A 22,955-nucleotide genomic window follows, 5' to 3' on the forward strand; every position below is an offset into this window, starting at 1 on the left:
CCGCACCGGTGCGGTGCGGGCCCTGCCTGCGGAGCCGGCTGGAGCCGTCGTCCCTGTGGTCAGGCGACCGGGACGCTGGCCGTCCCCGGCTCACCCATCTCGAGCGGCGCGACGCCTGCGAGGGCGGCGCGCAGCGCGACACCCAGCCCGGCGTCGACGTTCGTCCAGTACTGGATGGCGCGCTCGCGGATCGCGTCGCTCTTCACCGCACCGACGTGGCCGGTGATCGTCTCGAGGAACCGGGCGCGTGCGCCGTCGTCGAAGACCTCGCGGTACAGCGTGCCGGCCTGCCCGAAGTCGTCGTCCTCGGCGTGCAGCGTCGCGGCCGCGCGCTGCAGCACGCCGTCCGACTCCCAGCCGGGCGACTCGGCGGCACGCGCCGGGTCCGCGGCGGCGCCGCCCAGCGAGTTGGGCGCGTACACGGGCGTGCTGGCGGCGTTGAACGCGTAGCGCGCCGCGCCGTCCTTGGAGTACGAGTGCACCGGAGCGGCGTGCGGGGCGTTCACCGGCAGCTGCGCGTGGTTCGTCCCCACGCGGTACCGGTGGGCGTCGGCGTAGGAGAAGATCCGCGCGAGCAGCATCTTGTCGGGGCTGGCCGCGATGCCGGGAACGAAGTTGCTCGGCGCGAACGTGGCCTGCTCGATCTGCGCGAAGTAGTTCTCGGGGTTGCGGTTCAGCTCGAGCTGGCCGACCTCGATGAGCGGGTAGTCGCCGTGCGGCCAGACCTTGGTCAGGTCGAACGGGTTGAACCGGTACTCGGCGGCGTCGGCGTACGGCATGACCTGGACCGAGAGGGTCCACGACGGGAAGTCGCCGCCCTCGATGGCCTCGTACAGGTCCCGGATGTGGTGGTCCGCGTCGGACCCGGCCAGCTGCGCGGCGGCCTCGGGCGTGAAGTTGCGGACGCCCTGGTTCGTCTCGAAGTGGTACTTGACCCAGAACCGCTCACCGGCGGCGTTGATCCACTGGTAGGTGTGCGAGCCGAAGCCGTCCATGTGGCGCCACGACGCGGGGATGCCGCGGTCGCCCATCAGCCACGTGACCTGGTGCGCCGACTCGGGGGACAGCGACCAGAAGTCCCACTGCATGTCGTTGTCGCGCAGGTGGCTGCCCGGCAGGCGCTTCTGCGAGTGGATGAAGTCGGGGAACTTGATGCCGTCGCGGATGAAGAAGACCGGCGTGTTGTTGCCGACGAGGTCGTAGTTGCCCTCGGTCGTGTAGAACTTCAGCGCGAAGCCGCGGGGGTCGCGCCACGTGTCGGGGGAGCCCTGCTCACCGGCGACGGTCGAGAAGCGCAGCAGCGTCTCGGTCGTGACGCCCGGCTGGAACAGCGCCGCGCGGGTGTACGCGCTGACGTCGTGCGTCGTGGTGAACGTCCCGAACGCCCCACCGCCCTTGGCGTGCACGATGCGCTCGGGGACCTTCTCGCGGTTGAACTGCGCGAGCTTCTCGACGAGGTAGTGGTCGTGCAGCACGATCGGGCCGTCGTTGCCGACGGTCTGCGAGTGCGCGTCGGACGCGACCGGCGCACCCGCGTTGGTGGTGGTGTACGGGACCTGGGACAAAGGTGGTTCCTTTCACGAGGCCGGGCGAGCCCAGCCGGGGACCGCGCGGCGACAGAGCCGGCGGGAGGCGTATCCGGAGCGCGGGGGCGCTCCGGGAGATGTCAGGTGGTCTCGGCGGCGCGGCAGTCCGGGCACAGGCCCCAGTACGTGACCTCGGCGGTCTCGATGGTGAAGCCGGACGTCGAGCTGGGGACGAGGCAGGGCGCGTGCCCGACGGCGCAGTCGACGTCGCCGAGGGCTCCGCAGCTGCGGCAGGCCACGTGGTGGTGGTTGTCGCCCACCCGGCGCTCGTAGCGGGCGGGATGACCGGCGGGCTCGATGCGGCGCAGCAGTCCGGCGTCCGTCAGCGCGTGCAGGACGTCGTACACGGCCTGCACCGAGATGGTCGGCAGGGTGCGCCGGACCTCGGTCAGGACGGTGTCGGCGTCCGCGTGGGGATGGGTGCCGACGACCTCGTAGACACGCAGCCGCGGCTCCGTGACGCGCAGGCCGCGCTCTCGGAGTGCGGTGGGGAGGGACATGGCTGGGAGCCTCGCACCTTTTCTGGAATCATTCAAGTAAGCGGCGCCGCGAGTCCTTCGTCGCAGAGATGGGCGCCGTTCTGTCCGCACGGGGTGCGTGGTAGTCTTTCTCCCGACCAGCCGCGTCCTGCTGCCCCTCACCGGGCGGACGGGCGCGGTGTACAAGTGGAGCTGATCCCACCCGAGCGTCAACCGTTCGTCCCCTGCGTGCAGAGGGCGACGACAGAGGCCGGGTCCGGTCCGAGGACGTGTCGCGAACGTTGCGGTGCGTGCCTGGTGTGTTGCCGTTCGCCGGTGCGCGCTGCTTCGGACTCGTGAGGCCCCCACCTGTACCCAGGGCGGGGGCCTTCCTCGTTCCCGGCGGTCACCCACGACGAACCTGAGGAGCACCACATCAGCGAGCCCCGCATCAACGATCGGATCCGCGTTGCCGAGGTCCGCCTGGTCGGCCCCAACGGCGAGCAGGTCGGCATCGTCCGCGTGGAGGACGCCTTGCGCCTGGCCCAGGACGCCGACCTCGACCTCGTCGAGGTGGCGCCTGACGCTCGTCCGCCTGTCTGCAAGATCATGGACTACGGCAAGTTCAAGTACGAAGCAGACATGAAGGCCCGCGAGGCCCGGCGGAACCAGACGAACACGGTCCTCAAGGAGATCCGTTTCCGGCTGAAGATCGACCCGCACGACTACGGGACCAAGAAGGGCCACGTCGAGCGCTTCCTGGCCGCGGGCGACAAGGTCAAGGTCATGATCATGTTCCGCGGCCGTGAGCAGTCGCGCCCGGAGATGGGCGTGCGGCTGCTCCAGCGCCTCGCCGACGACGTCTCGGAGCTGGGCTTCATCGAGAGCATGCCCAAGCAGGACGGGCGCAACATGATCATGGTGCTCGGCCCGGTGAAGAAGAAGGCCGACCAGAAGCTCGAGCAGCGGCGTGCGGCGCAGGCTGCCGCGGCGCGCGAGCAGAACGCCGCAGCCGCTGCCGCCGCCGCAGCCGCAGCGGCCAACCCGGTCGAGCAGTCCGCACCGGCTCCCGTCGAGACGCCTGCGGTCGAGACCCCGGCGGTCGAGACCCCGGCGGTCGAGACGCCTGCGGCGGAGACCCCGGCTGTGGTCGAGTCCGCACCGGTCGTCGAGTCCGCAGCCGCCGAGATCGCACCCGCGGTCGACGCCGTCGAGACGCCTGACGTCGAGACGGCCGCCGTCGAGACCCCTGCCGTCGAGACCCCCGCGGTCGAGACCCCCAAGGTCGAGACGCCTGCCGCGCAGAAGGCCCCGGCCGCCTCGCGGCCGGCTGCCCGTCCCGCTGCACCCCGCCCGCCCGCGCCCGCCGCCGCACCCCGTGCGACGACGCCGCGTCCGGCCACGACGTCGCGGTCCGCCGCAGCATCGCGTCCGGCTGCAGCATCGCGTCCCGCTGCGGCACCGGCGCCCTCGGCTCCGCAGCCCGCGGCCGAGTCCGCACCGAAGCCGGCGGCAGCCAAGCCGGCGACACCTCGACCGGCAGCCACGCCGCGGCCCGCGCCGCGACCTGGTCCGGCCAAGGCACAGACCAGCACGACGACCTCGGAAGAGGCCAGCTGAGCCCGAACGAACGGACGGTCCGGCCCCCCGGTCGGACTGCACCAGACGAGTCGTACGAACCCGTGCGATGAGAACGACAAGGAGACACGGCAGCCATGCCGAAGAACAAGACGCACTCCGGTGCCAAGAAGCGCTTCCGGGTCACCGGGACCGGCAAGGTCATGCGTGAGCAGGCCGGCGGTCGCCACCTGCTCGAGCACAAGTCGAGCCGCCGCACCCGCCGCATCGCCGGCGACCTCGTCGTCTCCCCTGCCGACGCCTCCCGCATCAAGAAGCTGCTCGGAAAGTGATCCCGGGGGCGCTCCAGCGCCCCGGTCACCCGGTCCGAGCCTGAGACAAGCAAGGAGCATCACGTGGCACGCGTGAAGCGGGCGGTCAACGCCCAGAAGAAGCGCCGTACAACCCTCGAGCGCGCTGCGGGATACCGCGGTCAGCGGTCGCGCCTGTACCGGAAGGCGAAGGAGCAGGTCACCCACTCCCTCGTCTACGCGTACCGCGACCGCAAGGTGCGCAAGCAGGACTTCCGCAAGCTGTGGATCCAGCGCATCAACGCTGCGTCGCGCGAGCAGGGTCTGACCTACAACCGCCTGATCCAGGGCCTGAAGCTCGCCGGCATCGAGGTGGACCGCCGCGTGCTGGCCGACCTCGCCGTGAACGACGCCGCGACGTTCGCGACGCTCGTCCAGGCCGCCAAGGCCGCGCTGCCCGAGGACGTCAACGCGCCGAAGGCTGCGTGACCCTCGACCGCTGTTAGCCCGACCGCCCGCCCCGCCTCCTGGCGGGGCCGGGCGGCGGCTCGGTGCACCCCGACGCCCCCGGAGCCACTGGCTCACGGGGGCATCGTCGTACCCGGGCATGATGTCCCCGTGGCCGACGACATCCTGACCAACCCCCGCGCCGAACGGGTCCGAGCCGTGCGAGCCCTGGCCGGACGCTCGGCGCGCCAGCGTTCCGGCCGGTTCGTCGTCGAGGGACCGCAGGCCGTCCGGGAGGCCGTGCTCGCCGCCGACGTGCAGGACCTGTACGTCTCGGAGGCGTCCGCGCAGCGCTACCCGGAGATCGTGCGGGCGGCGCGCGGTCGCGAGATCCGGGTGCACACCGGCACGGCCGAGGTGCTGGAGGCGATGAGCCCCGACGGCCAGCAGGTGGTCGCGGTGGCGGCGCTGGCCTCGCCGTCCCTCGGGTCCGTCCTCGCGCAGGCCCCGCGCCTGGTCGCCGTGCTCGCCCACGTGCGCGACCCCGGAAACGCCGGCACGGTCGTGCGAGCGGCCGACGCCGCGGGGGCGGACGCCGCGGTGCTCACGGCGCAGAGCGTCGACGTGCACAACCCCAAGGTCGTCCGGTCGACGGCCGGGTCGCTGTTCCACCTGCCCGTGGTCACGGGCGTGGACCTTGCGCCGGCGATCGCGGCGCTGCGTGCCGGAGGTCTGACGGTGCTGGCCGCCGACGGGTCGGGCGCGCACGACCTCGACGACCTGCTGGACGTCTCCGGTGCTGCGCCGGACGGCGTCCCGGACCTGGCGCGGCCGACCGCGTGGGTGTTCGGCAACGAGGCGTGGGGCCTGCGCGACGAGGACCGGGCGCTGGCGGACGCCGTCGTGCGGGTACCGATCAGGGGCCGAGCCGAGTCGCTGAACCTCGCGACCGCCGCGACGGTCTGCCTGTACGCGAGCTCGCGCGCGCAGCGATGAGGCTGTTCGCCGCGGTGTGGCCGCCGCCGGACGTGCTCGACCACCTCGACCTGGCGCTCGCCTCGGTGCGGGGTGCTCCCGCCGGGCTGTCGTCGGCCGTGCGCTGGTCCGCCCGGGACTCGTGGCACCTCACCGTGGCCTTCTACGGCGACGTCCCGGACGGTGCCGTGCCGAGCCTGTCGGCCGCGCTCGCCCGGGTCGCCGCGTCGATCCAGCCGTACGAGCTCGGGCTGCGGGGGGCCGGCGTCTTCGCGCATCGCACGCTCTGGGTGGGGGTCGGCGGTGACGTCGACGCCCAGCGTGCGCTCAGCCACGGGTCCGTGCAGGCGGGGCAGCCCGCGGGTGCCGTCGACAACCGGGCCCGCGATCGCCCCCACCTCACGGTCGGTCGGGTCCGCCCGGGCAGCCGGCCGCCGCGCCGCCGCTCGTCGCGCCCGGACCGCCACCGACCGCGGGCGGACGCGCCGGTGCCCACCGACGAGGACGTCGCCGCGTCGCTCGTCCGGGCGCTCGCCGTCTACGAGGGACCCCGCTGGCTCGTCGACGAGCTGCACCTGGTGTCGTCCCACCCCGGCGCGGGTCGCGGCGGCGGGCCCCTGTACGAGCGGGTCGAGACGTATGCGCTCGGACGGTAACGGGGACCGTGGCAGGATGGCCGCCATGACAGCGAGTGGTCGGGCGGCCGGTGGTCGCCGATTTCTGGGGCCCGTTCCCGGGCCGCGCCACCACGCGCACTGAGCAGGCCGTCCACCGCTGGACCGGCAGCACAGACCCGGATCGGGCGCCTCTAGACTTGTCCGCTGGCCGCAGACCTCGTTCTCGCGGCCACAGCCGAGCCCGCTGCGTGCGGCGTCGGCTGCCCAGAACCTGCACTGGAAGGTCAGGATGTCCCACGACACCGCCCTGTCCCCGCTCGACGCCACCGGCATCGAGTCCGCCGTCGAGGCTGCGCTGAAGGCCCTCGCGGCCGCCGGTGACCTCGACGCACTGAAGTCCGCCCGGCTGGAGCACGTGGGGGAGCGCAGCCCGATCGCGCTCGCCAACCGTGCCATCGGTGGGCTCGCACCCGCCGACAAGGCGACCGCCGGCAAGCTCCTCGGCCAGGCCAAGGGCCGCCTCGCGCGCGCTCTCGCCGAGCGCCAGGCCGAGCTCGAGGCCGAGCGCGACCAGCGCGTCCTGGTCGAGGAGTCGCTCGACGTGACGCTGCCCACCGACCGGCACCCACGCGGCGCCCGGCACCCGCTGGAGACGCTGTCGGAGCGCATCGCCGACATCTTCGTCTCGATGGGCTGGGAGATCGCCGAGGGCCCGGAGCTCGAGGCGGAGTGGTTCAACTTCGACGCGCTGAACTTCGGGGTCGACCACCCCGCGCGGCAGATGCAGGACACGTTCTTCGTCGAGGGCCCCGACAAGGAGCCGTCCGGCCTGGTCCTGCGCACCCACACGTCGCCCGTGCAGGCGCGCACGCTGCTGGAGCGCGACCTGCCGGTGTACATCGCATGCCCGGGGAAGGTCTTCCGCACGGACGAGCTCGATGCCACGCACACGCCCGTCTTCCACCAGGTCGAGGGCCTCGCCGTGGACAAGGGGCTGACCATGGCGCACCTCAAGGGGACGCTCGACCACTTCGCGCAGGCGATCTTCGGCCCGGAGGCGCGCACGCGTCTGCGGCCCTCGTTCTTCCCCTTCACCGAGCCCAGCGCGGAGATGGACCTGTGGTTCCCGCAGAAGAAGGGCGGGGCCGGCTGGATCGAGTGGGGCGGCTGCGGGATGGTCAACCCGCACGTGCTCCGGGCGGTCGGGGTGGACCCTGAGGTCTACTCCGGCTTCGCGTTCGGCATGGGCATCGAGCGCACCCTGATGCTGCGCCACGGCATCGCTGACATGCACGACATGGTGGAGGGCGACATCCGCTTCTCCCTGCAGTTCGGGACGGAGATCTGATGCCGCGCATCCCCCTGACGTGGCTCGCCGAGCACGTCGAGCTGCCCACGGACCTGACCGCCGAGCGGCTGGCGGCGGACCTGGTCCGGGTCGGGCTCGAGGAGGAGGCCATCCACGCGGCCGCCGTGACCGGTCCGCTGGTCGTGGGCGAGGTCGTGGAGCTGACGCCGGAGCCCCAGAAGAACGGCAAGACCATCAACTGGTGCCGCGTGGACGTCGGTCCCGAGCACAACGAACCGGGTGGTGCACCGCGGGGCATCGTCTGCGGCGCGCACAACTTCGCGGTCGGCGACCGCGTCGTCGTCGCGCTGCCGGGGGCGGTGCTGCCCGGGCCGTTCGCCATCGCCTCCCGCAAGACCTACGGGCACGTGTCCGACGGGATGATCTGCTCGGCGCGGGAGCTCGGCCTGGGCGAGGACCACGCCGGGATCATCGTGCTGGCCGAGCTGGGCCTCGACGCACCCGTCGGCACGGACGCGCGCGAGCTGCTGGGCCTCGGCGAGGAGGTCCTCGAGATCAACGTGACGCCCGACCGCGGTTACTGCTTCTCGATGCGCGGGGTCGCCCGCGAGTACAGCCTGTCCACCGGTGCGGCCTTCACCGACCGTGGCCTGCCCACGGGCGACGAGCGGCCTGCCGGCGGCGGGTTCGCCGTCGAGATCGAGGACACCGCGCCGATCCACGGCGTACCGGGTGCCGACAGGTTCGTCGCCCAGGTGGTGCGCGGCGTGCGGGCGAACGACCCGTCGCCCGCCTGGATGCAGCGTCGGCTGCAGCAGGCCGGCATGCGGCCCATCAACCTCGCCGTCGACGTCACCAACTACGTGATGCTCGACATCGGGCAGCCGCTGCACGCGTACGACCTGGCCCACCTCACCGAGCCGATCGTCGTGCGGCGCGCGCGCCCCGGCGAGCGGATCCGCACGCTCGACGACGTCGAGCGCGCCCTGGACCCCGAGGACCTGCTCATCACCGACAGCCCGGACGGGGTGGGCGCCCGCGCGATCGGCGTCGCCGGCGTCATGGGCGGCGGGGACAGCGAGGTCGGTGCCACGACGGTCGACCTCCTGGTCGAGGCCGCGCACTTCGACCCGGTCACGGTCGCGCGCTCCGCGCGGCGGCACAAGCTCCCGAGCGAGGCCGCCAAGCGGTTCGAGCGCGGCGTCGACCCCGAACTGCCGCCCGTGGCGGTCGCGCGGGCCGTCGCACTGCTCGTCGAGCACGGCGGCGGTGTCGCCGGGCCGCTCACCGACCTCGACCGACGGGTGCCCGTGGCCCCGTTCGACCTCGACCTCGAGCTGCCCGCGCGGCTCGTGGGGGTGCCCTACACCCCGCAGGAGGTGCGCGAGACGCTCGAGTCGATCGGCTGCGACGTGGCCGACTCCGGCCCGGGGACCGTCACCGTCCAGGCGCCGTCGTGGCGTCCCGACCTGGTGGCGGGTGTCGACCTGGTCGAGGAGGTCGCACGCCTGCGCGGCTACGACGCGATCCCGTCGACGCTCCCGGCGGCGCCGTCGGGGGCAGGTCTGACGCAGGAGCAGCGGACCAGGCGCTCCGTCGCCCGGGCCCTGGCCGAGTCGGGCCTGGTCGAGGTGCTCAGCTACCCGTTCGTCGGGACCGAGCAGCTCGATGCGCTGAACCTGCCCGCCGACGACGACCGCCGTCGCGCGGTCCGGCTGGTCAACCCGCTGTCCGACGAGCAGCCGTTCCTGCGCACCAACCTGCTGGTCACCTTGCTGGACACGGCGCGGCGCAACGTGAGCCGGGGCGAGAGCGACCTCGCGATCTTCGAGCTGGGCCTGGTGACACGTCCGGCGCCGGACGCCCCGCCCGCGCCCCGTCTGCCCGGAGGTGTCCGGCCCTCCGGCGACGAGCTCGCCGCGCTCACCGCGGCGGTGCCCGCGCAGCCGCGGCGTGTGGCCGGCGTGCTCGCCGGGATGCGGGAGCCCGCCGGTTGGTGGGGGACCGGCCGCCGGGCGGATCACACCGACGCCGTGGCCGCCCTCCGCCTGGTCGCGGCCGTGGTCGGGGTCGAGCTGCTGGTGTCGGCCGACGCCGAGCACGCGCCGTGGCACCCCGGGCGGTGCGCGCGGTTCACGACGAGCGACGGGACGCTCGTGGGCCACGCCGGCGAGCTGCACCCGAACGTGGTGAGCGCGCTGGGCCTGCCCGCTCGCACGGCCGCGTTCGAGCTGGACCTCGACGTCCTGCTCGCTGCGGCGTCGCCCGACCCGGTGCAGGCGACGCCGGTCTCGACGTTCCCGGTCGCCAAGGAGGACATCGCCCTGGTGGTCGACGCCGGCGTGCCCGCCGCCGACGTCCTGGACGCGGTGCGGGTCGGCGCGACCAGCAGCGCCGCGGGGGACGTCCTCGAGGAGGTCCGCCTGTTCGACGTGTACTCGGGTGCGCAGGTGGGTGAGGGCCACAAGTCCCTCGCGTTCTCCCTGCGGCTCCGTGCGGACGACCGCACGCTCACCGCGCAGGAGACCGCGGCCGTCCGCGAGGCGGTCGTCGCCGAGGCGCACGGCCGGTTCGGGGCGACGCTGCGCGCCTGACCGGGCCTCCCGGAAGCCCCGTCGACCCCGAGGGTCGGCGGGGCTTCCGGCGTCCCGGCGAGAGGTCGGACGAATTCACTCAATAGTTACCGACCGGTAGTTGCGACGAAACGGACGAACGGCGACAGTTGACCCGGCCGTGTCGACGGTCACTTTTTGCGTGTCCGACGAAGGAGTGCCCGACGTGCACCGTGCGACGAAGTCGATCAGCGGGGGCGTCGCAGCCCTCGCGCTCGCCCTGACAGGCGGTGTGATCACGGCGGGGGCCACCCAGGCCGCGGTCGGCACCACACCACGCGTCCTGATCAACGAGGTGTACGGCGGAGGCGGCAACAGCGGCGCCACCTACACGAACGACTACGTCGAGCTGGTGAACGCGTCGGCCGCGCCGGTCGACGTCACGGGCTGGTCCGTCCAGTACGCGTCCGCCACCGGCGCGTTCGGGGCCAGCCTCACGACGCCACTGACCGGCGTCATCGCACCCGGTGCGGCGTACGTCGTGGTGCAGGCGGCCGGCACGGGTGGAACGACGCCGGTGACCGGCAACGTCACGGGCACGGTCGCGATGAGCGGGACCGCGGGCAAGGTCGCCCTGGTCGCCTCGACGACGCCGCTGTCGTGCGCCGGGAGCGCCTGCGCGGCGGCGGACTCGGTCGTCGACCTCGTCGGCTACGGCAGCAACGCCTCCGCCTTCGCCGGTAGCGGGCCGGCACTCGGCGCCTCGAACACGCAGTCGGTCTCCCGCGACGTGGCTCTGACGAACACGGCGAACAACGCCGCGGACTTCACCGCCGCGGCGCCGAGCCCCGGTGTCGCGGGCACCGGTCCGGTCGACCCGGACCCGACGACGGCCACCATCGCGCAGATCCAGGGCGAGGGCGCCACGTCCCCGCTGGCCGGGCAGTCGGTCACCACGAGCGGCATCGTCACCGCGGTCTACCCGACCGGCGGCCTCAACGGGTACGTCATCCAGACGCCGGGCACCGGGGGCACCGCCGACGCGACCCCCGGCGCGTCGGACGCCCTCTTCGTCTTCTCCTCGGCCACCGCCGGCACGGTCGCGATCGGCGACCACGTGCAGGTGACCGGCCTGGTCTCGGAGTTCAACGGCCTCACGGAGCTCACCGTCGCGTCGACGGCCGACGTGGTCGACCTCCCCGCCGCCGATCCCGTGACGCCGGTCGCGACGACGTGGCCGACGACCGACCCCGCGCGCGAGGCCCTCGAGTCGATGCTGTTCCAGCCGACCGGCGACCTGACGGTCACCAACACCTACTCCACGAACCAGTACGGCGAGGTCGGGCTCGCGGCCGGCACGTCGCCGCTGCTGCAGCCCACCGAGGTCGGCCGTCCCGGCTCGGCCGAGGCGTCCGCGGCCGCCGCCGACAACGCCGCCCGTGGCGTCGTGCTCGACGACGGCTCGTCGACCAACTTCCTCTCCGCGGCGAACTCGGACCTCACGCCGCCGTACGTCTCGCTCACCAACCCGGTGCGGGTCGGTGCCGCGGCGAACCTCACCGCCCCGGTCGTCGTCGACTTCCGCAACAACGTCTGGAAGCTCAACCCCACGGCACCCGGGCCGGCGTCCGTGACGTTCGAGAACGACCGGACCGCTGCGCCCTCCGAGGTCGGCGGTGACCTCAAGGTCGCGTCGTTCAACGTCCTCAACTACTTCACGACCCTGGGCGCCGCCACGGCGGGGTGCACGTCCTACAACGACCGCACGGGTGACCCGGTCACCGTCGACGGCGGCTGCGACCCGCGCGGTGCCTGGGACCCGGCGGACCTGCAGCGCCAGCAGGACAAGATCGTGGCCGCCATCAACGCGCTCGACGCCGACGTGGTCGGGCTCCTGGAGATCGAGAACTCGGCGCGCGTGGACGGCGTCGCCGACGAGGCGCTCGGCACCCTCGTGGCCGCGCTCAACGCAGCCGCCGGGTCCGACGTCTGGGCGTTCGTCCCGTCGTCCGCCGAGCTGCCGCCCGCCGCGGAACTCGACGTCATCACGAACGCGCTGATCTACAAGCCGGCGGCCGTCGAGCGCACGGGCGAGTCGCGCGCGCTCGGCACGCAGAGCGGTGACGACCAGGCGTTCGGCAACGCGCGTGAGCCCATCGGTCAGGTCTTCACGCCGGTCGGCGGGGGCGAGCCGTTCTTCGTCGCGGTCAACCACTTCAAGTCCAAGGGGTCCGCCGGTCCGTGGCCGGGTGACGCCGACACGGGGGACGGGCAGGGCGCGTCCAACGAGTCGCGCGTGCGCCAGGCGCAGGCGCTGCGCGACTGGGTGCCCACGGTGCAGGGTGCGGCCGAGTCGGTCGCGCTCCTCGGTGACTTCAACGCCTACACGCTCGAGGACCCGATGCAGACGCTGTACGACGCCGGGTACACCGACGCCGCCACGGCGCTCGCGGACGGCCAGTACTCGTACTCGTTCAGCGGTCTGTCGGGCTCCCTCGACCACGTCCTGCTCAACGGGCCGGCCATGGAGCGGGCGACGGGTGCGGACGTCTGGGAGATCAACGCCGAGGAGGCCATCGCCCTCGAGTACGACCGGTACAACTACCACGGCACGCTCTACTACGCCCCGGACGTGTACCGGTCCTCCGACCACGACCCGGTCGTCGTCGGGATGGTGAACGGCGCCGCGAAGCCCGTGAACCTCACCCTGCTCGACATCAACGACTTCCACGGCCGCATCGACGCCAACACGGTGAAGTTCGCGGGCACGGTCGAGCAGGAGCGAGCGGCGGCGGACGGCCCGGTGGCCTTCCTGTCCGCGGGTGACAACATCGGCGCGTCGCTGTTCGCCTCGGCGGTGCAGAACGACCAGCCGACGATCGACGTGCTCAACGCCCTCGAGCTGGACGCCTCCGCGGTCGGCAACCACGAGTTCGACAAGGGGTTCACCGACCTCACGGACCGGGTGATCGCCGGTGGGACCAACGCGGAGTGGGACTACCTCGGTGCGAACGTCTACCTGCGGGGCACGACGACTCCCGCGCTGCCCGAGTACACGGTCCTCGAGCTGGACGGTGTGTCCGTCGGTGTGATCGGTGCGGTGACGCAGGAGACGCCGACGCTGGTGACCCCGGCCGGGATCGCGCAGCTGGAGTTCGGCGACCCGGTGGAGGCTGTGAACCGCGTCGCGGCGCAGCTGAGCGACGGTGACGAGAGCAACGGCGAGGCCGACGTCCTCGTCGCCAGCTACCACGACGGAGCCGGCGCGGGCACGCCGGACGGCTCGACCCTCGAGGAGGAGCTCGCCGCCGGCGGCGCGTTCGCGCAGATCGTCAACGAGACGGCGGCCGCGGTGGATGCCATCTTCACCGGACACACCCACAAGCAGTACGCGTGGGCCGCGCCGGTCCCCGGTGAGCCCGGCAGCACCAGGCCGATCCTCCAGACCGGCAGCTACGGCGAGTTCGTCGGCAAGATCGTGCTCACGTACGACCCGGCGAGCGGTGAGGTCGTCGCGCACGCGCGGACCAACGTCGCGCGCCTGGTCGCTCCGGCGATCCCGGGCAACACCCCGGCGCAGAACGAGGCGGCGTTCGCGGCCCAGCTCGTCGCGACCTACCCGCGCGTGGCGGAGGTCAACACGATCGTCACCGCGGCGCTCGCCTACGCGACCGAGGTGGGGTCCGTCCCGGTCGGCTCCGTCACGGCGGACATCACCACCGCCTTCACCGGCGGCACGTACGGCCCGAACGGCTACACGGCCGCGTCGACCGCCCGTGACGACCGCGCCAACGAGTCGACGCTGGGTGACCTCGTGGCCAACTCGCTGCGGGACACGCTCGCCCCCGAGAACCTCGGCGGCGCGCAGATCGGCGTCGTCAACCCGGGCGGCCTGCGCGCCGAGCTGTACTACGCACCGGACGGCGTCGTCACGACGGCCGAGGCCAACGGCGTCCTGCCGTTCGTCAACAACCTCTGGACCACGACCCTCACGGGCGCCCAGGTGGTCACGATGCTCGAGCAGCAGTGGCAGACAAACCCGGACGGGACCATCCCGTCGCGTCCGTACCTGCAGCTCGGTCTGTCCGACAACGTCACGTACACGTACGACCCGGCGGCTCCGCTCGGCTCGCACATCACGTCGGTGACCGTGGACGGCCAGCCGCTCGACCCGGCGGCGGAGTACCGCATCGGGACGTTCTCGTTCCTGATCACGGGGGGTGACAACTTCCGGGTCTTCAACGACAGCACGGACGCTCGGGACTCCGGTCTGATCGACCGGGACGGGTGGATCTCCTACCTGCAGACCCACCCGCAGCTGTCGCCGGACTTCGCCCGCCAGGCCGTGGGCGTCCCGGAGCTGCCGGAGACGGTCGGCGCGGGCGAGACGCTGGCGTTCCCCGTCACCAAGCTGGACCTCACGAGCCTCGGCTCGCCGCAGAACACCAGCCTGGACGTCCTGCTCGACGGCGTGTCCCTCGGGACCGCGCCGGTCAGCGGCGGCAACGCAGACGTCTCGGTGACGATCCCGGCGGGAACCAGCGCCGGCGCGCACACGCTCACCCTCGTGGCGAGCCCGAGCGGCACCACCGTGACGCTCCCGCTCACCGTCGAGGCGGGCACCCCGTCGTCGACCACCACGCTGACGGCCTCGCCGTCGAGCCAGGTGTTCGGCACCTCGCGGGTCACCCTCACCGCGACGGTCGCGGCGGACGTCCCGGTGACGGGCTCCGTCGAGTTCGTCTCGGGCGACACCGTGCTCGGTACGGCGGCGCTGCGCGGCGGCACCGCCACGCTGCGGCTCCCGGCGTCGACGCCGGCCGGCAGCTACACGGTGGTCGCCCGGTTCGCCGGCGACGGTTCGGTCTCCGGCTCGGAGTCGGCGCCCGTCACGGTGGTGGTGAACAAGGTGACCACCACGACCGGTCTGGCCGTGACCCCCGGCTTCCTGTTCATCCCGCCGCTGGCCCTCGTGACCGTCTCGGCCGACAACGGGCGGGTGCCGTCCGGCACGATCGAGATCCGTGAGGGCACGAGGGTGGTCAAGCGCCTCAACGTGGTGCTGGGCATCGCGATCGGCACGCTGCCCACGGGTCGGCACACGTACACGGCGACGTTCGTCCCGAGCGACACCGCGAACGTGAGCCCGAGCACGAGCAAGCCGGTCAGCACCCGCTGACCGGGCGGACCGAGGCCCGCGTCCCCTCGGGGCGCGGGCCTCGGTCGTGCTCAGAGGTCGACGACGTCGCGGCGGAGCAGCGCAGGCACGGCGGCGGCGTTGAGAGCGGCGAGCGCGGGGGGCTCGGCGTCGATGACCGGCCTGAGGGTCAGGTCGCGCACGAGTCGTCCACGCACGCGGCGGCGTCGGGGTCGGCGGTGGCCAGGGTCTGCAGCGGGTTGGCCTCGCGCCACCCGGCCTCGAGCAGCTGGGTGAAGACGTCGGCGGGCTGGGCGCCGGACACGGCGACGCGCCGGTCGACGACGAAGAACGGCACGCCGGTGACGCCGAGCGCCCGCGCCTCGTCCTCGTCGGCCCGCACGGCGTCCGCGCCCGCGTCCGACGCCAGCGCGGCACGTGCGGCGTCCGGGTCGACACCGGCACCGCTGACGACCTGCACCAGGGTCTCGTCGTCGCCGAGGTCGGCGCCGTGCTCGAAGTGCGCGGAGAACAGCGCTTCCAGCGTCCGCTCGGCCAGCCGAGCTCCGCCGGTGGTCCGCGCGAGGTGGACCAGCCGGTGGGCCGCGAACGTGTTGACGGCCAGCGCCCGGTCGAAGTCGTAGGCGAGGCCCTCCCCGGCAGCCACGGCTGTGACCTGCGCGAACATCTGCCGCACGCGGTCGACGGGGATTCCCTTGAGGGCCGACAGGGCGGCCATCTCCGGCCTGCCGGGGCCGACAGGGGTGTGCGGCGACAGCTCGTAGGCCTTCCAGGTCACCTCGACGTGCTCGCGGTGCGGGAAGTCGGCCAGGGCAGCGGCGAACCGGCGCTTGCCGATGTAGCACCAGGGGCACGCGATGTCGGACCAGACCTCGACCTGGAGCGTGCGGACCGTGTTCAGGGTGAGGATGCTCACGGGAGCAGCAGGACCTTTCCGGTGGTGGAGCGCGACTCGAGCGCACGGTGGGCGGCGGCCGCGTCGCCGAGCGGGAACGTCGCTCCGACGCGCACGGCGAGCTCGTCGGCCCGGACCGCGTCGAACAGCTCGCCCGCGCGCCACAGCAGCTCGTCACGGGTGGCGACGTGGTCGTCGAGCGTGGGGCGGGTCAGGAAGATCGACCCTGCCGCGTTGAGGCGCTGCGGGTCCACCGGGGGGACAGGTCCGGAGGATGCGCCGAACAGGACGAGCATGCCGCGGCGCTGCAGCGAGGCCAGCGACGCGTCGAACGTGTCCTTGCCGACGGAGTCGAAGACGGCGTGCACGCCGCGACCGCCGGTGAGCGCCCGCACCTGCGCGGGCAGGTCGTCGGTGAGGTGGCCGAGCTCGCGGTAGCGGATGACGTCGGTGGCGCCCGCCTCCCGCGCCAGGCGTTCCTTCTCGGGGCTGCCCACGGTGGCGATGACCCGGGCGCCGCGGCGGGCGGCCAGCTGCGTGAGCAGCAGCCCCACGCCGCCCGCGGCCGCGTGCACGAGCACGTCGTGCCCCGCCTGCACCGGGAACGTCGAGGTCACCAGGTAGTGCGCGGTGAGGCCCTGCAGGGGCAGCGCGGCGGCCACCTGGTCGGGCACGCCCGCCGGCACGAGGAGCGCCTTCGACTCCCGGACGGTCACGAGCTCGGCGTACGAGCCGGGTGCCGACGCCCAGGCGACGCGGTCACCGACCGCGATCTCGCTGACGTCCGCCCCGGTCGCGACCACCTCGCCGGCGCCCTCGGCGCCGACGACGTGCGGGAACGGTGCCCGGTAGGTGCCGTTGCGACGGTAGACGTCGACGAAGTTCACGCCGCTGGCGGCGACGCGGACGAGGACCTCGTCGGCCGCCGGCTCGGGGTCGGGGAGGTCGACGAGCTCGAGGACGTCGGGTCCGCCCGAGGCGGTGGCATGGATGGCGCGCACGCTGGCAAAACGCGACGGCGCTCCGCCGTGTTCCGGCAACCCAGTTCGAATGTTCGTGCAGTGTTGTGTATGTTCATGCACATGACGTTCACGGTCGCGGTCGCGGGTGCCAGCGGGTACGCCGGCGGCGAGATGCTCCGCGTGCTCCTCGCCCATCCCGAGGCGAAGATCGGTGCCCTCACGGCCCACTCCAACGCCGGCACCCCGCTGGGGGCGCACCAGCCGCACCTGCGCTCGCTCGCGGACCGGGTGCTGGCGCCGACGTCGGTCGAGGAGCTGGCCGGTCACGACGTCGTGGTGCTCGCGCTGCCGCACGGTGCCAGTGGCGCCATCGCCGCCGAGCTCGAGGCGCGCGGGGACGGTGCCGTCGTCGTGGACCTCGGAGCAGACCACCGGCTGGTGGACGCGCAGGACTGGGAGCAGTTCTACGGCAGCGCCCACGCCGGCACGTGGCCGTACGGCCTGCCGGAGCTGATGCACCCGGGTGAGCGCACCGCCGCCGGCCAGCGCGCGGTCCTCGCTGCCGCCCGGCGGATCGCCGTACCCGGCTGCAACGTCACCGCCGTGTCGCTGGGTCTGCAGCCCGGCGTCGCCGCCGGTGTCATCGAGCCCACCGACCTCGTCGCGGTGCTCGCCAACGGGTACTCGGGCGCGGGGAAGTCCCTCAAGACGCACCTGCTCGCCAGCGAGGCGCTCGGCGCGGCACAGCCGTACGCCGTGGGTGGGACGCACCGCCACATCCCGGAGATCGTGCAGAACCTGCGGTCCGCCGGCGCGGCGGACGTCACCATCTCGTTCACCCCGACCCTCGTCCCCATGGCCCGTGGCATCCTCGCGACCGCGACCGCGCGCCTGGTCGCGGGCACGGACCCGGCGACCGTCCGGGCCGCGTGGCAGGAGGCGTACGCCGACGAGCCCTTCGTGCACCTGCTGCCCGAGGGCCAGTGGCCCACGACCGCCGCGACGCTCGGTGCGAACACCGCGCTCGTGCAGGTCGCCGTCGACGAGCGGGCGGGCCGGGTCGTCACCGTCACGGCGCTCGACAACCTGGTCAAGGGCACCGCCGGCGGCGCCCTGCAGTCCCTCAACCTCGCGCTCGGGCTGCCCGAGACGCTGGGCCTTCCTCTGGACGGAGTCGCCCCGTGACCATCGACGAGCACGCCCCGACCTCCGCGGGCGTCACCGCTGCTGCGGGCTTTCGCGCCGCGGGCGTCACGGCGGGGCTCAAGCCGTCGGGGCGCCCGGACCTCGCGCTCGTCGTCAACGACGGGCCGTCGCAGGCCGCCGCGGCGGTGTTCACCACCAACCGGGTGGTCGGCGCGCCGGTCGTCTGGTCGCGTCAGGTCGTGTCCGACGGGGTGGTCAGCGCCGTCGTGCTCAACTCCGGCGGCGCCAACGTCTGCACGGGGCCGGACGGCTTCCTGGACGTCCACGTGACCGCCGAGAAGGTGGGCACCGCGCTCGAGGTCTCCCCGGGCGACGTCGTCGTGTGCTCCACGGGCCTCATCGGTGAGCGTCTGCCCATCGACACCCTGCTCGCCGGCGTGGACCTCGCGGTGGAGGCGCTCTCGCCCGACGGCGGACCGGACGCGGCCGTCGCGATCATGACCACCGACACGGTCCCGAAGACCGCCCACGTGCACGTCGACGGGGAGCAGGGCGGGTGGACCGTCGGTGGCATGGCCAAGGGCGCCGGGATGCTCGCGCCCGGGCTGGCCACCATGCTCTGCGTGATCACCACCGACGCGGTGCTGGACGCCGAGACGGCGGCATCGGCGCTGCGGGCCGCGACCGCGCAGACGTTCGACCGCATCGACTCGGACGGCTGCATGTCGACCTCCGACACCGTGACCCTGCTCGTCTCGGGCGCCAGCCGGGCCGTGCCGGAGCCGGCCGACTTCACGGCGGCCCTCACGCAGGTCTGCGCCGAGCTGGCCCGCGCGCTCGTCGCCGACGCGGAGGGGGCGACGCACGACATCGCGGTCACCGTGACCGGCGCGCAGACGCAGGACGCCGGGCTCGCGGTGGCCCGTGCGGTCACCCGCTCCAACCTGTTCAAGGCCGCGATGTTCGGCAACGACCCCAACTGGGGTCGGGTCCTGGCGCAGGTGGGGACGGTGCCGGAGAGCGTCGCCGCCTTCGACCCCGACCAGCTCGACGTCACCATCAACGGTGTCCAGGTGTGCAAGGCGGGCGTGGCCTTCCGGCCGCGTTCGGAGGTCGACCTGGCGGCGAACCGCGAGGTCCACGTGCTGATCGACCTGCACGCGGGCGACGAGGCCGTCACCGTCTGGACCAACGACCTCACGCACGACTACGTCCACGAGAACAGCGCGTACTCCACATGACCGACTTCCAGTTCAACACCCGCACGGACCTGCGCGCCGACCAGAAGGCCGAGGTCCTCATCGAGGCGCTGCCCTGGCTGCAGAAGTTCTCGGGCGCGCTCGTCGTCGTGAAGTACGGCGGCAACGCGATGATCGACGACGGCTTGAAGCGGGCGTTCGCCGAGGACATGGTCTTCCTGCGCCAGGTGGGCCTCAAGCCGGTCGTGGTGCACGGCGGGGGACCGCAGATCAACGCGATGCTCGTCCGGCTCGGCATCGAGTCGGAGTTCCGCGGCGGGCTGCGCGTCACCACCCCCGAGGCGATGGAGGTCGTCCGGATGGTGCTCACCGGGCAGGTCTCGCGTGAGCTGGTCGGGCTGCTGAACGCGCACGGGCCGCACGCCGTCGGGCTGTCGGGCGAGGACGGCGGCCTCTTCCAGGCCCGCCGCCGGACCGCGATCGTCGACGGCCACAGCGTGGACATCGGCCTGGTGGGGGACGTCGTCAAGGTGAACCCCGGCGCCGTGCTCGACCTGCTCGACGCGGGCCGGATCCCGGTGGTGTCCACCGTCGCGCCCGACATCGACGACCCGACCACCGTGCTCAACGTCAACGCCGACACGGCGGCCGCCGCGCTCGCGGTCGCACTCGGTGCGCGCAAGCTCATCGTGCTCACCGACGTGGAGGGGCTCTACACCAGCTGGCCGGACCGCGGCTCGCTCGTGCGGCGCCTGTCCGCCAGCGCCCTCGCGGAGATCCTGCCGACCCTCGACGCCGGCATGCGCCCGAAGATGGAGGCCTGCTGGCGCGCCGTGGAAGGCGGCGTCGGCCGCGCCCACGTCATCGACGGCCGCGCACCCCACTCGATCCTGGTCGAGGTGTTCACCTCCGACGGCATCGGCACCATGGTGCTGCCCGACGAGGAACCGCCCGACGCCCCGTTCACCGCGCCGATCCCCGTGGTGCCGCACCCCAACACCGAGGTGACCGCATGACCGTCGAGAACACGGGCCTCCGGGCGCGGCACCGGTCGCCCGACGGCCCCGACGGCCCGGCGGTCGCGGTCCCCGCGGTCGACGGCTCGGTCGCGCAGTGGACCGAGCGGTACACGCACGCGGTCATGGACACCTTCGGTGCGCCGCAGCGCGTCCTGGTCCGCGGCGAGGGTCCCTACGTGTGGGACGCCGACGGCCGGCGGTACCTCGACCTCCTCGGCGGCATCGCGGTGAACTCCCTGGGCCACGCCCACCCGACGCTGACCGCCGCGATCAGCGCCCAGCTCGGCACGCTCGGGCACGTCTCCAACTTCTTCGCCAGCCCGACGCAGATCGCCTTCTCGGAGCGCCTGCTCTCGCTGGCCGGTGCCCCCGAGGGCTCGCGCGTCTTCCTCACCAACTCCGGTACCGAGGCCAACGAGGCGGCGTTCAAGCTCGCGCGGCGCAACGGCGGGACGCAGCGCCCGCGGATCCTCGCGCTCGAGGGGTCGTTCCACGGCCGCTCGATGGGCGCCCTGGCGCTGACCCACAAGGCGGCGTACCGGGAGCCCTTCGAGCCGCTGCCCGCGGGCGTCGAGTTCCTGCCGTTCGGCGACACGGCCGCCCTGGACGCCGCCTTCGCGGTCGACGGCGACCGGGTGGCGGCCCTGTTCCTCGAGCCCATCCAGGGCGAGGCGGGCGTCCGACCGCTGCCGCCGGGGTACCTCGCGCACGCCCGCGCGCTCACCGCGCAGCACGGGGCCCTCCTCGTCCTCGACGAGGTCCAGACCGGCATGGGCCGGACCGGTACCTGGTTCGCCCACCACCTGCCCCACCTCGGCGGCGGCGTGGTGCCCGATGCCGTCACCGTGGCGAAGGGCCTCGGCGGCGGGTTCCCCGTCGGTGCGCTCATCGCGTACGGCGAGCGCACCGCGACGCTGCTCGGCCGGGGTCAGCACGGGACGACGTTCGGCGGCAACCCCGTGGCGTCGGCCGCCGGGCTCGCGACGATCGCCGTGATCGAGCGCGACGGGCTCCTCGCCCACGTGACCGAGCTCGGCTCGTCGCTGCGCGGCCGGCTGGCGAGCACCGGGAACCCCCTCGTCGCCGAGGTGCGTGGCGAGGGCCTGCTCATCGGCGTCGAGCTGACCGCGCCCGTGGCGGCGACGGTCGCCTCCCGGGCGCTCGAGGACGGCTTCATCGTCAACCCCTGCACCCCGACCACCGTGCGGCTCGCGCCGCCGTTCCTGCTCACCCACGAGCAGGCGGGCCAGTTCGTGGAGTTCCTCACGACCCTCCGGGAGGACCTGTCATGACCCGGCACTTCCTGCGTGACGACGATCTGTCCCCCCGCGACCAGCGCGACGTCCTCCAGCTCGCCCTTGCCTTCCGGGACGACCGGTTCATCCGGACGCCGCTGACGGGTCCGCGGGCGGTGGCCGTCATCTTCGACAAGCCGACCCTGCGCACGCAGGTGTCGTTCACGGCCGGGATCGCGGAGCTCGGCGGCTTCCCGCTGAGCGTCGACGGGAAGCTCGCCCGGATCGGGGAGCGGGAGTCCATCGAGGACACCGCACGGGTGCTCGGGCGGCAGGTCGCCGCCATCGTGTGGCGCACCTTCTCCCAGGAGCGCCTGGAGCGCATGGCCGAGCACGCCGGTGTCCCCGTGGTCAACGCCCTGACGGACAGCTTCCACCCGTGCCAGATCCTCGCGGACCTCACGACGATCGCGCAGCACCGTGGCGGTGTGGGCTCCCTGGCGGGACACACGCTGGCCTACGTGGGGGACGGGGCCAACAACATGGCGCACTCCTACCTGCTCGGTGGGGCGACGGCCGGTCTGCACGTGCGCATCGGCACGCCGGAGGGCTACCTGCCCGATGCGTCGATCCTCGCCGACGCGTCGGCCATCGCTGCCGACACCGGCGGGTCGGTGACGGTCGTCCACTCGATCGCCGAGGCGGTGACCGGCGCGGACGCCGTGGCCACCGACACGTGGGTCTCCATGGGCCAGGAGACCGAGGCGTCGGAGCGGGAGACGCCCTTCGTCCCGTTCCGCGTCGACGCCGCCGCGATGGCGCTGGCCCGGCCCGACGCCCTCGTCCTGCACTGCCTGCCCGCCTACCGCGGCAAGGAGATCACTGCCGACGTCCTCGACGGCCCCCAGTCGGTCGTCTGGGACGAGGCCGAGAACCGGCTGCACGCGCAGAAGGCGCTCCTGAGCTGGCTGGTGGAGGGCTAGTGAGCGTCACCGTCCCGCACACGAAGGCCGCCCGCCACGCGCTTGTCACGGCGCTGCTCACGCGCGGCACCGTGCACTCGCAGCAGCAGCTGGCGGAGCTGCTCACGGCGGAGGGCGTCACCGTCACGCAGGCGACGCTCTCGCGCGACCTGGTCGAGCTGCGCGCGGTCAAGATCCGCACGCCGTCCGGCGCCCTCGCGTACACGGTCCCCGCAGAGGGTGGCCAGCGCGCCCCGGCCGCGGGTCCCGACTGGGCCCCGGTGGGGGAGGAGATGCTGGCCGCCCGGCTCGCGCGCCTGTGCGCCGAGCTGCTGGTCACCGCGGAGGCGTCCGGCAACCTGGTCGTGCTGCGGACCCCGCCCGGTGCCGCGCAGTTCTTCGCGTCGGCCATCGACCACTCGGTGCTGCCCGCCGTGCTGGGCACGATCGCCGGCGACGACACCGTGCTGGTGATCGCCCGTGAGGGCGAGACCGGCGCCGCCCTGGCCGCGCGCTTCCTGGCGTTGGCCAACGACAACCCGTCGCGGACCCGTCCGTCAGACTGAC

At 73.2% G+C, this 22,955-nt stretch carries 18 protein-coding genes; 14 read left to right on the forward strand and 4 right to left on the reverse strand.

Annotated features, from left to right (window positions below):
- Window positions 1-59: 59 nt before the first annotated feature.
- Window positions 60-1,565, reverse strand: a complete 1,506-nt coding sequence (locus tag KG102_RS07250; protein WP_208289121.1) for a catalase — start codon at window positions 1,563-1,565, stop codon at window positions 60-62.
- A gap of 101 nt (window positions 1,566-1,666) precedes the next feature.
- Entirely contained in the window at window positions 1,667-2,086 is a 420-nt protein-coding gene (locus KG102_RS07255) for a Fur family transcriptional regulator (protein WP_208213784.1), read from the reverse strand.
- A gap of 420 nt (window positions 2,087-2,506) precedes the next feature.
- Here KG102_RS07255 and infC point away from each other — a divergent pair, with 420 nt between their 5' ends.
- The 8 genes from infC (at window position 2,507) to KG102_RS07295 (ending at window position 14,991) form a co-directional block, all read left to right on the forward strand.
- Entirely contained in the window at window positions 2,507-3,664 is a 1,158-nt protein-coding gene (gene infC / locus KG102_RS07260) for a translation initiation factor IF-3 (RefSeq protein WP_249667540.1), read from the forward strand.
- Between the two features lie 95 nt (window positions 3,665-3,759).
- Window positions 3,760-3,954 (forward strand): 50S ribosomal protein L35, encoded by a 195-nt coding sequence (rpmI, locus tag KG102_RS07265; protein ID WP_208213783.1) that lies wholly within the window; start codon window positions 3,760-3,762, stop codon window positions 3,952-3,954.
- Between the two features lie 63 nt (window positions 3,955-4,017).
- Entirely contained in the window at window positions 4,018-4,401 is a 384-nt protein-coding gene (rplT, locus tag KG102_RS07270; RefSeq protein ID WP_146847295.1) for a 50S ribosomal protein L20, read from the forward strand.
- A 129-nt stretch (window positions 4,402-4,530) separates the two neighbouring features.
- On the forward strand, window positions 4,531-5,355 hold the full coding sequence (locus KG102_RS07275) for a TrmH family RNA methyltransferase (protein ID WP_249667510.1): 825 nt from the start codon (window positions 4,531-4,533) through the stop codon (window positions 5,353-5,355).
- On the forward strand, window positions 5,352-5,990 hold the full coding sequence (gene thpR, locus KG102_RS07280) for an RNA 2',3'-cyclic phosphodiesterase (protein WP_208289120.1): 639 nt from the start codon (window positions 5,352-5,354) through the stop codon (window positions 5,988-5,990). The genes KG102_RS07275 and thpR overlap by 4 nt, the downstream gene beginning before the upstream one ends.
- A gap of 250 nt (window positions 5,991-6,240) precedes the next feature.
- Window positions 6,241-7,299, forward strand: a complete 1,059-nt coding sequence (pheS, locus tag KG102_RS07285; protein WP_208289119.1) for a phenylalanine--tRNA ligase subunit alpha — start codon at window positions 6,241-6,243, stop codon at window positions 7,297-7,299.
- Complete coding sequence (gene pheT / locus KG102_RS07290; protein WP_208289118.1) at window positions 7,299-9,854, forward strand: phenylalanine--tRNA ligase subunit beta; 2,556 nt, start codon at window positions 7,299-7,301, stop codon at window positions 9,852-9,854. The genes pheS and pheT overlap by 1 nt, the downstream gene beginning before the upstream one ends.
- 184 nt (window positions 9,855-10,038) lie before the next feature.
- The gene (locus KG102_RS07295) at window positions 10,039-14,991 is read left to right on the forward strand and encodes an ExeM/NucH family extracellular endonuclease (protein WP_208289117.1); all 4,953 of its coding nucleotides are present in this window, start codon (window positions 10,039-10,041) and stop codon (window positions 14,989-14,991) included.
- A 148-nt stretch (window positions 14,992-15,139) separates the two neighbouring features.
- On the opposite strand, the gene KG102_RS07300 is transcribed toward KG102_RS07295, so the two are convergent.
- Together KG102_RS07300 and KG102_RS07305 are read right to left on the reverse strand one after the other, a co-directional pair.
- Window positions 15,140-15,886, reverse strand: coding sequence for a DsbA family oxidoreductase (locus KG102_RS07300; protein ID WP_208289116.1), 747 nt, complete (start codon window positions 15,884-15,886; stop codon window positions 15,140-15,142).
- The gene (locus KG102_RS07305; protein ID WP_208289115.1) at window positions 15,883-16,866 is read right to left on the reverse strand and encodes a quinone oxidoreductase family protein; all 984 of its coding nucleotides are present in this window, start codon (window positions 16,864-16,866) and stop codon (window positions 15,883-15,885) included. The genes KG102_RS07300 and KG102_RS07305 overlap by 4 nt, the downstream gene beginning before the upstream one ends.
- Window positions 16,867-16,947: 81 nt before the next feature.
- On the opposite strand from KG102_RS07305, the gene argC reads away from it, so the two are divergent.
- The 6 genes from argC to KG102_RS07335 are packed head-to-tail and all read left to right on the forward strand — an operon-like array spanning window position 16,948 to window position 22,954.
- A complete protein-coding gene (argC, locus tag KG102_RS07310; protein ID WP_208213776.1) occupies window positions 16,948-18,012 on the forward strand; it encodes an N-acetyl-gamma-glutamyl-phosphate reductase in 1,065 nt (354 codons plus the stop codon).
- Entirely contained in the window at window positions 18,009-19,214 is a 1,206-nt protein-coding gene (gene argJ / locus KG102_RS07315) for a bifunctional glutamate N-acetyltransferase/amino-acid acetyltransferase ArgJ (protein WP_208289114.1), read from the forward strand. Before argC ends, argJ begins: the two co-directional genes overlap by 4 nt.
- Window positions 19,211-20,188, forward strand: a complete 978-nt coding sequence (argB, locus tag KG102_RS07320) for an acetylglutamate kinase (protein WP_208289113.1) — start codon at window positions 19,211-19,213, stop codon at window positions 20,186-20,188. Before argJ ends, argB begins: the two co-directional genes overlap by 4 nt.
- Complete coding sequence (locus KG102_RS07325; RefSeq protein ID WP_208289112.1) at window positions 20,185-21,483, forward strand: acetylornithine transaminase; 1,299 nt, start codon at window positions 20,185-20,187, stop codon at window positions 21,481-21,483. The genes argB and KG102_RS07325 overlap by 4 nt, the downstream gene beginning before the upstream one ends.
- The gene (gene argF, locus KG102_RS07330) at window positions 21,480-22,409 is read left to right on the forward strand and encodes an ornithine carbamoyltransferase (RefSeq protein WP_208213772.1); all 930 of its coding nucleotides are present in this window, start codon (window positions 21,480-21,482) and stop codon (window positions 22,407-22,409) included. Before KG102_RS07325 ends, argF begins: the two co-directional genes overlap by 4 nt.
- On the forward strand, window positions 22,409-22,954 hold the full coding sequence (locus tag KG102_RS07335; RefSeq protein ID WP_208213771.1) for an arginine repressor: 546 nt from the start codon (window positions 22,409-22,411) through the stop codon (window positions 22,952-22,954). The genes argF and KG102_RS07335 overlap by 1 nt, the downstream gene beginning before the upstream one ends.
- Window position 22,955: the final 1 nt, after the last annotated feature.

Origin of the sequence: Cellulomonas fengjieae (assembly GCF_018388465.1) — a bacterium.
GTDB classification, from domain to species: domain Bacteria; phylum Actinomycetota; class Actinomycetes; order Actinomycetales; family Cellulomonadaceae; genus Cellulomonas; species Cellulomonas fengjieae.

Coding starts and splice junctions, on each gene's coding strand:
- pheS (WP_208289119.1), top strand. CDS start 6,241: ATGTCCCACGACACCGCCCTGTCCCCGCTCGACGCCACCGGCATCGAG.
- thpR (WP_208289120.1), top strand. CDS start 5,352: ATGAGGCTGTTCGCCGCGGTGTGGCCGCCGCCGGACGTGCTCGACCAC.
- pheT (WP_208289118.1), top strand. CDS start 7,299: ATGCCGCGCATCCCCCTGACGTGGCTCGCCGAGCACGTCGAGCTGCCC.
- KG102_RS07325 (WP_208289112.1), top strand. CDS start 20,185: ATGACCGTCGAGAACACGGGCCTCCGGGCGCGGCACCGGTCGCCCGAC.
- argB (WP_208289113.1), top strand. CDS start 19,211: ATGACCGACTTCCAGTTCAACACCCGCACGGACCTGCGCGCCGACCAG.
- KG102_RS07255 (WP_208213784.1), bottom strand. CDS start 2,086: ATGTCCCTCCCCACCGCACTCCGAGAGCGCGGCCTGCGCGTCACGGAG.
- argC (WP_208213776.1), top strand. CDS start 16,948: ATGACGTTCACGGTCGCGGTCGCGGGTGCCAGCGGGTACGCCGGCGGC.
- rpmI (WP_208213783.1), top strand. CDS start 3,760: ATGCCGAAGAACAAGACGCACTCCGGTGCCAAGAAGCGCTTCCGGGTC.
- argF (WP_208213772.1), top strand. CDS start 21,480: ATGACCCGGCACTTCCTGCGTGACGACGATCTGTCCCCCCGCGACCAG.